This window comes from Oryzihumus sp. (assembly GCF_054325275.1).
Genome location: NZ_JBTCWL010000100.1, coordinates 1 through 11,132, shown reverse-complemented (window position 1 = coordinate 11,132; position 11,132 = coordinate 1). Strand labels below are relative to the sequence as shown.

Annotated in this window: 13 protein-coding genes; 10 read left to right on the top strand and 3 right to left on the bottom strand. The window is 72.3% G+C overall.

The annotated features are described in order from the left end of the window. From ACXVGS_RS17935 to ACXVGS_RS17920, 4 genes are all read left to right on the top strand, one after another. On the top strand, positions 1 to 447 hold a 447-nt coding region (locus tag ACXVGS_RS17935), incomplete at its 5' end, for an AMP-binding enzyme (protein WP_458537286.1). An 18-nt stretch (positions 448 to 465) separates the two neighbouring features. Next, positions 466 to 1,014, top strand: coding sequence for an AAA family ATPase (locus ACXVGS_RS17930; protein ID WP_458533470.1), 549 nt, complete (start codon positions 466 to 468; stop codon positions 1,012 to 1,014). A gap of 95 nt (positions 1,015 to 1,109) precedes the next feature. After that, positions 1,110 to 1,856: a hypothetical protein gene (locus tag ACXVGS_RS17925; protein ID WP_458537285.1), complete on the top strand. Its 747-nt coding sequence runs from the start codon at positions 1,110 to 1,112 to the stop codon at positions 1,854 to 1,856. 18 nt (positions 1,857 to 1,874) lie between these two features. Then, positions 1,875 to 2,795, top strand: coding sequence for an aldose 1-epimerase family protein (locus ACXVGS_RS17920; RefSeq protein WP_458537284.1), 921 nt, complete (start codon positions 1,875 to 1,877; stop codon positions 2,793 to 2,795). Positions 2,796 to 2,811: 16 nt separating this feature from the next. On the opposite strand, the gene ACXVGS_RS17915 is transcribed toward ACXVGS_RS17920, so the two are convergent. Beyond that, a complete protein-coding gene (locus tag ACXVGS_RS17915; RefSeq protein WP_458530127.1) occupies positions 2,812 to 4,167 on the bottom strand; it encodes an MFS transporter in 1,356 nt (451 codons plus the stop codon). Positions 4,168 to 4,310: 143 nt separating this feature from the next. Here ACXVGS_RS17915 and ACXVGS_RS17910 point away from each other — a divergent pair, with 143 nt between their 5' ends. The 3 genes from ACXVGS_RS17910 to ACXVGS_RS17900 are packed head-to-tail and all read left to right on the top strand — an operon-like array spanning position 4,311 to position 6,424. Next, positions 4,311 to 4,715, top strand: coding sequence for a cold-shock protein (locus ACXVGS_RS17910; protein WP_458530123.1), 405 nt, complete (start codon positions 4,311 to 4,313; stop codon positions 4,713 to 4,715). Between the two features lie 4 nt (positions 4,716 to 4,719). Further along, a complete protein-coding gene (locus ACXVGS_RS17905; protein ID WP_458530124.1) occupies positions 4,720 to 5,457 on the top strand; it encodes a DUF3027 domain-containing protein in 738 nt (245 codons plus the stop codon). 49 nt (positions 5,458 to 5,506) lie between these two features. After that, entirely contained in the window at positions 5,507 to 6,424 is a 918-nt protein-coding gene (locus tag ACXVGS_RS17900; protein WP_458530125.1) for an oxidoreductase, read from the top strand. Positions 6,425 to 6,444: 20 nt separating this feature from the next. Here the strand turns inward: ACXVGS_RS17900 and ACXVGS_RS17895 are convergent, their stop codons facing one another. Further along, positions 6,445 to 6,675 carry a DUF2530 domain-containing protein gene (locus ACXVGS_RS17895; protein ID WP_458530126.1) on the bottom strand — a complete coding sequence of 77 codons (231 nt, stop codon included), beginning with the start codon at positions 6,673 to 6,675 and terminating at the stop codon, positions 6,445 to 6,447. Between the two features lie 60 nt (positions 6,676 to 6,735). On the opposite strand from ACXVGS_RS17895, the gene ACXVGS_RS17890 reads away from it, so the two are divergent. After that, positions 6,736 to 8,229: an NCS2 family permease gene (locus ACXVGS_RS17890; RefSeq protein ID WP_458534908.1), complete on the top strand. Its 1,494-nt coding sequence runs from the start codon at positions 6,736 to 6,738 to the stop codon at positions 8,227 to 8,229. 21 nt (positions 8,230 to 8,250) lie between these two features. Here ACXVGS_RS17890 and ACXVGS_RS17885 read toward each other — a convergent pair whose 3' ends face one another. Continuing rightward, positions 8,251 to 9,186 (bottom strand): cation diffusion facilitator family transporter, encoded by a 936-nt coding sequence (locus tag ACXVGS_RS17885; protein WP_458532376.1) that lies wholly within the window; start codon positions 9,184 to 9,186, stop codon positions 8,251 to 8,253. Between the two features lie 94 nt (positions 9,187 to 9,280). Between ACXVGS_RS17885 and ACXVGS_RS17880 the strand changes: the two genes are divergently transcribed. Together ACXVGS_RS17880 and ACXVGS_RS17875 are read left to right on the top strand one after the other, a co-directional pair. Further along, the gene (locus tag ACXVGS_RS17880) at positions 9,281 to 9,724 is read left to right on the top strand and encodes a MarR family winged helix-turn-helix transcriptional regulator (protein WP_458529784.1); all 444 of its coding nucleotides are present in this window, start codon (positions 9,281 to 9,283) and stop codon (positions 9,722 to 9,724) included. Continuing rightward, positions 9,721 to 11,007, top strand: coding sequence for an MFS transporter (locus ACXVGS_RS17875; RefSeq protein ID WP_458529783.1), 1,287 nt, complete (start codon positions 9,721 to 9,723; stop codon positions 11,005 to 11,007). Before ACXVGS_RS17880 ends, ACXVGS_RS17875 begins: the two co-directional genes overlap by 4 nt. Positions 11,008 to 11,132 lie beyond the last annotated feature (125 nt).

Sequence of the window (11,132 nt, the reverse complement as noted above, 5' to 3'; positions counted from 1 at the left end):
AAGACCGCCGAGGCCATCGACGCGGCCCGCTGGATGCACACCGGTGACCTGGCCACGATGGACGACGCGGGATACTTGTCCATCGTCGGCCGGATCAAGGACATGGTCATCCGCGGCGGCGAGAACGTGTACCCCCGCGAGATCGAGGAGTTCCTCTACACCCACCCGGCGATCGCCGACGTGCAGGTCATCGGGGTGCCCGACGCGAAGTACGGCGAGGAGCTCATGGCGTGGGTGGTCATGAAGCCCGGCCACGAGCCCCTGATCGCCGAGGACGTGCGCGAGTTCTGCTCCGGGCAGCTGGCCCACTACAAGATCCCCCGCTACGTCCACGTCGTCGACGGGTTCCCGATGACGGTGACCGGCAAGATCCGCAAGGTCGAGATGCGTGCGCAGGCCGTGGAGATCCTCGGGCTGCAGGATGCCGCCGGCATCCGCCACGCCTGACCGCGCCCCCCGTATGCCGTGCCCCACCTCCTGCTGCTGAACGGCTTCCCGGCCTCGGGCAAGTCCACGCTCGCCCGGCGCTGGGTCGCCGACCACGCCCTGGCGCTGGCCCTCGACGTGGACCGCCTGCGCGGGCAGCTGGGCCGGTGGCAGGACCAGCCGCACGCCGCCGGCCTGGCCGCCCGGGACCTTGCCGCGGCGATGGCCCGCACCCACCTGCTCGCGGGCCACGACGTCGTCGTGCCGCAGTTCCTCGGCCGACGGGCGTTCGTGGACCGGCTGCAGCAGACGGCACGGGAGGCGGGCGCGGCTTTCCACCACGTCGTGCTGCTCGATGGGCGCGAGGACGCCGTCCGCCGCTTCCACGCGCGCACCGGTCGGGCCGAGGAGGCCGCGCACGCCGAGGCCGGCCGAATGGTCGCCGACTCCGGGGGCGACCAGGAGCTGCACCGCATGTACGACGGGCTGCTCGAGGTGGTGCGCCAGTGCGGGCCGGTGACCCTGATGGAGCCGCTCGACGGCGACGTCGAGGGCACCTACGCCCGGCTGCGGGCGGCGCTGGCCTGACCGGCCGGTGACTGGTCACTCATGGCCGGTTCCCAGCCTGGTCCCTGTCGCCGCACAGGATCCGGGCGCATCCTGCTGGTGAGGAAAGGACCGCCATGTCGCAGCAGCCGCCGAACCCGCCCCAGCCGGGTCCCTCCGAGCCGACCCAGTCGCTGCCGCCCCAACCGACGCAGCCGCTGCCCCCCGCCCAGCCCCAAGCCGCCCAGCCCGGCCCGGTGCCGTCCGCCGCCGCGGCCGGGGCGCCTCCCCAGGGCCCGCCGCCGGTCCAGCCCGCCCCGGCCGGCGTCGGCGGCCGTCCGCCGAGCGCCTGGCAGCGGGCCACCGCGACCAGCGGTCGCCGCTGGGGCCTGGCCGCCGTCGCGGCGGTGGTCGCCGTCCTGCTCCTCGGCGGCTTCGCCGTCGGCGGTTTCCTCGTCGGGCGCACAGTCGCGTTCGGCAACGGGGGCGGCCGGCACGGCGTCATGATGGGTCCGCGTGGCAATGGCCCGTTCGCCGACCGCGGCGAGGGCAACGGCAACGACCAGCGCCGGCGGCTCATGCCCGGTATGCCGGGCGGTCGCCTCCCGGGCCTGGGCGCCGGGCACGGGGAGTACTCGGCGCAGGGCCGCACCCTGGTGTTCCAGACCGGCCAGGTGACCGCGGTCTCGGGCACCTCGATCACCCTGCGCAGCACCGACGGCTTCAGCCAGAGCTACACGATCAACAGCACCACGCGGATGCGTGGCATGCAGGTGGCGGCGACCCGCACCGGTGACACGGCGTTCGTCCTGGCGGACAAGTCCACCCGCGTGGCCTCCCTGGTGGCGCTGGTGTCGACCCAGGGTTCCGGCTCCACCGGCTGACCCCCTAGGTTCTGCCCCGTGAGTGCGGAGCTGCCCAGCGGGGCCCAGTGGACGATCCGGCACGGTGACCAGGAGGCCGTCGTCGTCGAGGTCGGCGGCGACCTGCGGTCGTGGACCCGTGGTGGTGTGCCCGTGCTCGCGGGCTACGCCGAGGACGAGCAGTGCGCGGCGGGCCGCGGCCAGGTGCTCATGCCCTGGCCCAACCGGGTCGCCGACGGGCGGTACGCCTTCGGTGGCAAGGACTTCCAGCTCGCGCTGAGCGAGCCCGGCCACCACAACGCCATCCACGGCCTGGTCCGGTGGGCGATGTGGACGCTGCTGGAGCACGAGCCGCACCGGGTCGTCGTCGGCTACCGCCTGCGCCCGCAGCAGGGCTGGGGTGGCTGCCTCGACCTCGAGGTCGCCTACGAGCTCGACGAGGACGGACTCACCGTCACGCCGCGGGCGCACAACGTCGGACCCGCCGCCGCGCCGTTCGGCTTCGGCGCCCACCCCTACCTGACCACCGGTGAGGAGCGCGTCGACGAGCTGACCCTGACCGTGCCCGCGCAGCGGCGGCTGCTGGTCGACGACCGGCTGCTGCCCACCGGCACCGAGCCGGTGGCCGGCGGACCGTTCGACTTCCGCGACGGCCGGTCCGTGGCGGACACCGTCCTGGACACCGCCTTCACCGACCTGGCGCCGGAGGAGGACGGCCGGTGGAGGGTGCGCCTGACCCGGCCCGGCAGCGACCGGGCTGTCACCCTGTGGGGCGACCCGGCATACCAGTGGGTGCAGGTGTTCACCGGGGACACCCTCGCGGGGGAGCAGTCCCGGCGCAGCGGGCTCGCGGTCGAGCCGATGACCTGCCCGCCCAACGCGCTCGCGACGGGGCAGGACCTGCTCGTGCTCGAGCCCGGTCAGGCGTGGTCGGCGCCGTGGGGGATCAGCACCCGCTGAACCCTCACGCGGCCGGTCAGCTCTCGGCCGAGACCAGCGGCACGGCCGCCGGCATGGGGTCGGTGGCCGTGGCCGGCTCCGGCGCCTCAGCGGCGACGCCGTTGGCGTGGGCGGGGATCCGGCGTTCGACCGCCATCGCCAGCACGGCCATCACGGCGCAGCCGCCGACGAGCATGACGATGAAGGCGAGGTCGAGCCGAGCACCGATCATCACGCCGGCCACCGCCGGCCCGATGATGGCTGCGCCCTGGAACGCGGCCGACATGATCGCGTTGTAGCGGCCGCGCAGGTGGTCGGGGGACAGGTCGTTGGTGATCGCCGGGATGGTCGGCTGCAGCAGGGTCTCGCCGAGGGCGAAGATGCCCGCGCAGCCGATGACCAGCGCGGTGGCGGCCGCCGTGCCCGGCACCAGGCCCGCCAGGCCGAGCGAGATCCACGACAGGCCCCAGATCGCGCAGAGCACGAGGACCACGCGGGTGCGCCGACGCCCCTCGATCCGCTGGAGCACGAACAGCTGGAGCACGACGATGGTCGCGGTGTTGACGGCGAAGGCCGCGCCGATGGTCCGCGGGGTGACCTCGCCGACCACGCGGGCGAACGCGGTGAACCCGGCCTCCATCTGGGCGTAGCCGACGAACGCCGACAGGAAGGTGAGCAGGATGACCGGGCGCAGCGCGCGGTCACGCAGCAGCGTGAGGTAGCTCGTGGTGGCCGGCGCGGCACCGTCCTCGTCGGGCTCGTGCTCGACCTTGCCGGTCACGTGGCGCAGCGGTCCGAGAAGCATGGTGAACGGGGCGAGGAAGGTCACGGCGTTGCCGAGGTAGATCGCCATGAACGTGCCCGGCCGGTGCACGTCGACGATCGAGCCGGAGATCAGCCCACCGATGCCGATGCCGAGGTTGACCAGGGTGAAGTTGATGCCGAAGTAGCGCTGGCGGATGCCGCTGGGCACCACGCTGGCGATCATCGCGTTGAAGCCCGGCCAGAAGATGCCGCCCGCGGCGCCGAGCAGGGTCAGCGCGACCGCGGCGATGGCCGGGGTGGTGGCGAACGCCAGCAGCACGTTGCCGAGCATCTGGGCGACCATCGCGGGCAGGATGACCCGGCGCGCGCCCAGCCGGTCGATCAGCGAGCCCGCCGGGCCGACGATGGCCATGCCGACGAACGCGGGGATCGCCAGCAGCACGCCGGTGGTCTCCAGGGAGAAGTGCCGCACCTCGTGGGCGTAGATGACGCCGAAGGGCAGGACCAGCCCGGTGCCCAGGGTCTCGATCGCCACCGTGGACAGCATGAGCTTGCCCTCGCGCGGCAGGTCGTGCCAGAACGAGGCGAGCGAGGGGCGGGGCTGGGCGGCGGTCGTCACGGCCCTCATTGTCTTGGCGGCCACCGACAGGTCGAAACCGATTTTCTGGGGCCACCGCGGGCGGATAACCTTGGTCGAGCGCAACGTGCGCCAATCAGCCATGCCCGGCCACCAGCCGGGAGCGGGTGGACCTGACGAGCAAGAGGTGGACTGTGCCGACGGGCAAGGTCAAGTGGTACGACGCGGAGAAGGGCTTCGGCTTCCTCAGCGACGACGAGGGCGGTGACGTGTTCCTGCACGCCAACGCCCTGCCGGCCGGTGTCACCACGCTCAAGGGCGGCACGCGGGTCGAGTTCGGCATCGTCGAGGGCCGCCGTGGCGCCCAGGCGCTGTCGGTCCGCGTCCTCGATCCGGCGCCGTCCGTGGCGGCCTCGGTGCACGAGAAGAAGCGCCTCCCGGCCGACCAGATGGCCGTCGTCTGCGAGGACGCCATCAAGCTGCTCGACGGCGCCTCCAACTCCTTCCGTCGCGGGCGCTACCCGGACAAGGCCCAGGCGGCCAAGATCGCCAAGGTGCTGCGCGGCGTGGCCGACCAGCTCGACGGCTCGGTGGGCTGAGCGCATGCCACCCAGGGAAGACGCCACCCTCCGCAGCGCGGTCGACCTCGCCCGCGAGGCCGCCGAGGGCATCGCCGAGCGCGGCACCGTCGGCGAGCACCTCGAATTCGTCATGGACGAGGAGCGCCTCGCGACGCACTACTTCGCGTGCACCGCACCCGCCTACCCCGGCTGGCGCTGGGCGATCACCGTCGCCCGCGCCCCGCGGGCCAAGAAGGTCACCGTCTGCGAGACCAACCTGGTCCCCGGCGAAGGTGCGCTGCTCTCCCCGCAGTGGCTGCCCTACGCCGAGCGCCTGGCGCCCGGCGACCTCGGGGCTGGCGACGTGCTGCCCTACATCGAGCAGGACCCCCGCCTCGAGCAGGGGTTCGAGGCCACCGGTGACGAGGACGTCGACCAGATGGCGCAGTGGGAGCTCGGCCTCGGCCGCAAGCGCGTCCTGTCCGCCGAGGGCCGCGAGGAGGCCGCCCAGCGCTGGTACGACGGCGAGAACGGCCCGAGCGCCCCGGTCGCCGAGCAGGCCCCCGCGCCCTGCTCCAGCTGCGGGTTCTTCGTGCCGATGGCAGGTGCCCTGCGCTCTTTTTTCGGCGTCTGCGCCAACGCCTGGTCACCCTCCGACGGTCGCGTCGTGAGCCTTGACCACGGCTGCGGCGCACACAGCGAGGTCGACGTCGAGCGCCCCGAGCCCGCGCCGCACGACGAGCCGATCGTCGACGAGTTCGCCTACGACGCCCTGGTCTGAGGTCCACGTCACGGCGCCGGCCTGACTACCCGCGGGTAGCCTTGCCGCCATGCCCTGGACCCCGTCCGACCTGCCCACCCTCGACGGCGTCCGCGCCCTCGTCACCGGCGCCAACTCCGGCATCGGCTGGCACACCGTCGCCGCGCTCGCCCGCCAGGGCGCCCGCGTCACCCTGGCCTGCCGCAACACCGGCGCCGGTGACGCCGCGGCGCAGCGCATCCGCGACGGCGTCCCCGGGGCCGACCTCGAGGTCCGTCAGCTCGACCTGTCCTCGCTGGAGTCGGTCGCGCGCCTCGCGGGGGAGTGGGGCGGTCCGCTGGACCTGCTGGTCAACAACGCCGGGGTGATGACTCCGCCGACCTGGCAGGGCACCAGCGACGGCTTCGAGCTGCAGTTCGGCACGAACCACCTGGGCCACTACGCCCTCACCGCGGGGCTCCTGCCGGCGCTGCTGGCCGCGCCCGCGCCACGGGTGGTGACGGTCTCCTCGATCCGGCACCACTGGGGCACCGAGGCCGTCCTCGAGGGGAACCCGGCGGAGACCTACCGCCCCGGCCCGGCCTACGGCAACTCCAAACTGGCCAACCTCCTCTTCGGCGCCGAGCTGCAGCGCCGGGCGGCCTCGCGCGCGCCGCACCTGACCTCGACCATGGCCCACCCCGGGGTCTCCGCCACCGGTCTGGTCACCGACCCCCAGGGCATGGGTGCCAACCCGGTCATCCGCGCGCTCGCCCCGGCCGCCCTGCGGCTGGCCTTCCAGTCCGCGGCCGCCGGCGCGAACCCCAGCCTGTATGCCGCCACCGCCGCCGCGCCCGGGTCCTACACCGGTCCGCAGTGGCTGGGGGAGACCCGCGGCCCCATCGGCCCGGCCCGGCTGAGCACGTTCGCGCAGGACGAGGCGCTGGCGGCCAAGCTGTGGGACCGCAGCGAGGAGCTCACCGGGGTGAGCTGGCGCTGGGAGTCCTGACCCGGGATACCGGCCAGGGGTCAGGCGTCGGCGGCGTTGCCGCGGCCGCGCCGCACGTAGCTCCACCCGATGAAGCCGAGCACGACGCCGGCGACGCAGGTCCACGGCCACCAGTGCCGGGACCCGCTGTGCAGGGCGGGCACCACGAGGGTGACCACGAGGGCGAGCGCCCAGATGGCGATGCCGATCTCGACGACCCGCGTGGTCCTGACCTTCAGGGGCTGCGGGTCGGGGATCGGCGGGGTGGTCACCCCCACACTGTAAGCGGACGGATGCGAGGGGTTGCGCATCCACCCCCTACCCTGTAGGCCATGCCGTCAACCGTCACGTCGCCACGGCCCACTGCTGCGCGAGGGGCCCTCGACAACTTCTTCCGCATCACTGAACGAGGCTCGACGATCGGGCGGGAGGTGCGCGGCGGCTTCGCCACCTTCTTCACGATGGCCTACATCGTGGTGCTGAACCCGCTGATCATCGGCACCCAGACCGATGGAACGGGCCACTTCCTCGGCGGCGGGACCTCGCCGAACCTGGCCATGGTGGCCGCCGCCACCGCCCTGGTCGCGGGCGTCATGAGCCTGCTCATGGGTGTCGTGGCCAACTACCCGCTGGCCATCGCCGCCGGCCTGGGCCTGAACGCCTTCGTGACGTTCGGCATCGCCAAGCTCCCGCAGATGACCTGGGCCGACGCCATGGGCCTGGTGGTCCTCGAGGGCATCATCATCACGGTGCTGGTGCTCACCGGCTTCCGGCAGGCGGTCTTCCGCGCGGTGCCGGCGCAGCTCAAGGTCGCCATCAGCGTGGGCATCGGCCTGTTCATCACCATCATCGGCCTGGTCGACTCCGGCTTCGTGCGCAAGCCGCTCTCCGGGCCCGTCCCGGTCGAGCTGGGCATCGGCGGCTTCCTGGCCGGCTGGCCGCTGCTGGTCTTCATCGCCGGCCTCATCGCCATCATCGTGATGATGGTCAAGCGGGTGAAGGGCGCCATCCTCTACGGCATCGTCGGCGCCACCCTGCTGGCGATGCTCGTCGAGTGGACGTTCAACATCGGCGGCCAGACCGACAAGACCGGCAAGGTCGTCAACCCGACCGGGTGGGGCCTCAACGTGCCGAAGGTGCCCGACAACGCCTTCGACATCCCCGACTTCGGCCTGCTGGGCCACTTCTCCCTGCTGGGCTCCTTCTCCAAGATCGGCATCGTTTCGGCCGCGCTGCTCGTCTTCACCCTCGTGCTCGCCGACTTCTTCGACACGATGGGCACGATGGTCGCCATCGGCGCCGAGGGTGGCCTGCTCGACAAGGACGGCAACCCGATCGGTGCCCAGAAGATCCTCGTGGTGGACGGCCTGGCCGCCGCCGCGGGTGGCGTCGGCAGCGTCAGCAGCAACACCGGCTTCATCGAGTCCGCGGCCGGCGTGGGCGAGGGGGCCCGCACCGGTCTGGCCGCGGTGGTGACCGGCCTGCTCTTCCTCGCGTCGACCTTCGTCGCACCGCTCGTCGCGGTGGTGCCCTACGAGGCGGCCACGCCGGCGCTGGTCGTGGTCGGCTTCCTGATGATGCAGCAGGTCAAGGGCATCGACTGGGACGACCTGGAGATCGCGTTCCCGGCGTTCCTCACCATCGTCCTCATGCCGTTCACCTACTCGATCACGGTGGGCATCGGCGCCGGGTTCGTGCTCTACGTGCTGATCAAGGTCGTGCGTGGCAAGGCGCGCATGCTGCACCCGATCATGTGGCTGGTGGCCTCGCTGTTCGTCGTCTACTTCGCGATCGACCCGGTCAAGGAGCTGCTCGGCGTCAAGTGAGCAGCCCGGCCGCGTGAGCGGTCACTGGTGAGCGGCGGGTTCATGGTCTCCATGGCCCGCCGCTTCCAGTTGCAGGGTGCTGTGCGCGACGTCGAAGTGGCCCTCGAGGCACCCCTGCAGCCGGTCCAGCAGCTGCGGCAGCGACCCGTCGGCGAACGCGGCCTCGTCGACGACGATGTGCGCCGACATCACTGGCACCCCCGAGGTGATGGTCCAGCTGTGCAGGTCGTGCACGTCACGCACGCCCTCCTCGCCGAGCAGGTGGTCGCGCACCTGCTCGAGGTCGACGCCGGGCGGGGCGGACTCGAGCAGCACCTCCCCGGCCTCCCGGAGCAGGCTCCAGGCCCGAGGCAGGATCATCACCGCGATGACCAGGGAGACCACGGCGTCGGCCCGGCTCCAGCCGGTGAGGGCCACGACGACGGCCGCCGCGATGACCCCGGCCGAGGCCAGGGCGTCGGACAGGACCTCCAGGAACGCGCCCCGGACGTTGATCGATTGGGCCTGCCCCTGGCGCAGCAGCAGCAGTGAGGCGGAGTTGGCGGCCAGGGCCAGCACCCCGAACAACAGCATGACGCCGGGGCGCACCGTGGCCGGGTGGAGCAGCCGCTCGACGCCCTGGACACCCACCGCGCCGGCGAGCACGAGCAGCAGTGTGGCGTTGCCAAGCGCGGCGAGCACCTCCGCGCGCTGGTAGCCGAAGGTCCGGCGCATCGTGGGGGGCCGGTGCGCCAGGTGCGTGGCCAGCAGCGCCACCGCGAGCCCGGCGGCGTCCGCCGCCATGTGCGCCGCGTCGGCCCACAGGGCGAGGCTGCCGGACAGGGCGGCACCCACCACCTCGGCGACGACCACCCCGAGCGTGATGAGCAGCACCGTGCGCAACCGCCCCCGGTATGCCGTGCTGGCCGGACCGGTGCCCGGCACCGGTCCGTGGGAGTGCGAGTGCCCGTGGCCCATGACCGCACGATATCCAGCCCGTCCCGGGTGGTTCCGGCGAAGGGGAATAGTTAGCACAGGTAATGAGTTATGCTAACGACATCAGGGAGGCAGCATGACAACCAGGGCGAAGACGCCGACGTCGACCTCTCTCGCGACGTTGGCCAACGACCTCCGGCTGGCCTGCATGAGGATCAGCCGCCGGGTCCGTTTCGAGAGCACCGACATCGTGGCGCCGCACCAGTTCAGCGTGATGGCGCGGCTGGAGGAGACCCCTCGCACCCCGCGCGAGCTCGCCGACATCGAGCGGGTCAGCGCGCCGAGCATGAGCCGCACGGTCGCGGCGCTGGTCGAGCGGGGGCTCGTCCTGCGCGCCGACGACCCGACCGACGGGCGACAGGTGATCCTGTCGCTCACGCCGGAGGGCGCGCGCACGCTCAAGGACATCCGGCGCCGCCGGGACGAGTGGATGGCCAGCCGGATCAAGGGCCTGTCCACCGAGGAGCGGGAGGTGCTCTCCCGAGCGAGCGAGATCCTGCTGAGGGTGGCGGGACAGTGAGCCCGACCTTTCGTTCCCTAGCGATCTACAACTACCGGGTCTACGCCGCCGGCGCCCTCATCTCCAACGTCGGCACCTGGATGGGCCGCGTCGCCCAGGACTGGCTGGTCCTGACCGAGCTGACGCCGCACTCCTCGGTCGCGCTCGGCATCGTCACCGGCCTGCAGTTCCTGCCGCTGCTGCTGCTTGCTCCGTGGTCCGGCATGATCGCCGACCGGTTCAACAAGCGCCGCATCCTCGCGCTGACGCAGAGCTCGCTGGCCCTGACCTCGGCCCTGACCGGCGTGCTGGTCATCACCGGCACCGTCGAGCTGTGGCACGTCTACGTGCTCGCCTTCCTGCAGGGAGTGGCCACGGCCGTCGACAACCCGGCCCGCCAGACCTTCGTCTCTGAGATGGTTCCGCGGGAGGAGCTGACCAACGCGGTCGGCCTCAACAGTGCCTCGTTCAACGCGGCCCGGCTGATCGGCCCCGGCGTGGCCGGCCTGCTCATCGCCGCCGCAGGCACCGGCCCGGCGTTCCTCATCAACACGCTGACCTTCGTCGCGGTCCTCGTCGCCCTGTGGCGGCTGCGGACCAGCGAGCTCAAGCCTGCGCCGCGGGCCCGCGGCAAGGGGCAGATCATTGAGGGGGTGCGCTACGTGCGCAGCCGCCCGGACATCATGCTGATCATGGCGATCGTGTTCGTGCTGGGCACCTTCGGCATGAACTTCCAGCTCACCACGGCGCTCATGGCGACCTCGGTCTTCCACAAGGGTGCGGGGGAGTACGGCCTGCTCGGCTCGATCATGGCGATCGGCTCGCTGTCCGCGGCGCTGCTCTCGGCGCGGCGGCCACGGCCCCGGCTGCGGATCCTGCTCGCCGCCCTGGCCGGCTTCGTGGTGTCCACCCTGGCTGCGGCCCTGGCGCCCAGCTATCTGTGGTTCGCCGTCGCGCTGGTGCCGGTGGGGCTGAGCGCCCTGACGGTGCTGACCAGCGCGAACTCGATGGTGCAGCTCAGCGTGGCCCCGCACATGCGCGGCCGGGTCATGGCCCTCTACATGGCGATCTTCATGGGCGGCACGCCGCTCGGATCGCCGCTGGTGGGCTGGATCGGCTCGGCCTGGGGCCCGCGGTGGACCATCCTCATCGGCACCATCACGGTGGCCGGCGCGCTGGTGGCTGCCACGCTGTACCTCATGCGCACGGAGAACCTGCACGTGGAGTACCGCTGGACCGGCCGCCCCCGCGTCGTCCTGGTCCGCGAGCCGGCCGGCGAGCCGATGCCGGAGATCGCCGCCTGATGACCCCGCGCTTCCGTCGGCTCATCGTGCTCGTGGCGCTGGCTGTCCTGGTGGCCACTGCCGTGGTCGGCGCGCTGGTGCACTGACCCCACTCACACGACGGGGCCGGCGCCACCACCTGGGTG

Bases quoted from the DNA above. Each gene is read 5' to 3' on its own strand.
- ACXVGS_RS17925 (WP_458537285.1), top strand. From the start codon at position 1,110: ATGTCGCAGCAGCCGCCGAACCCGCCCCAGCCGGGTCCCTCCGAGCCG.
- ACXVGS_RS17915 (WP_458530127.1), bottom strand. From the start codon at position 4,167: ATGAGGGCCGTGACGACCGCCGCCCAGCCCCGCCCCTCGCTCGCCTCG.
- ACXVGS_RS17905 (WP_458530124.1), top strand. From the start codon at position 4,720: ATGCCACCCAGGGAAGACGCCACCCTCCGCAGCGCGGTCGACCTCGCC.
- ACXVGS_RS17900 (WP_458530125.1), top strand. From the start codon at position 5,507: ATGCCCTGGACCCCGTCCGACCTGCCCACCCTCGACGGCGTCCGCGCC.
- ACXVGS_RS17890 (WP_458534908.1), top strand. From the start codon at position 6,736: ATGCCGTCAACCGTCACGTCGCCACGGCCCACTGCTGCGCGAGGGGCC.
- ACXVGS_RS17885 (WP_458532376.1), bottom strand. From the start codon at position 9,186: ATGGGCCACGGGCACTCGCACTCCCACGGACCGGTGCCGGGCACCGGT.
- ACXVGS_RS17880 (WP_458529784.1), top strand. From the start codon at position 9,281: ATGACAACCAGGGCGAAGACGCCGACGTCGACCTCTCTCGCGACGTTG.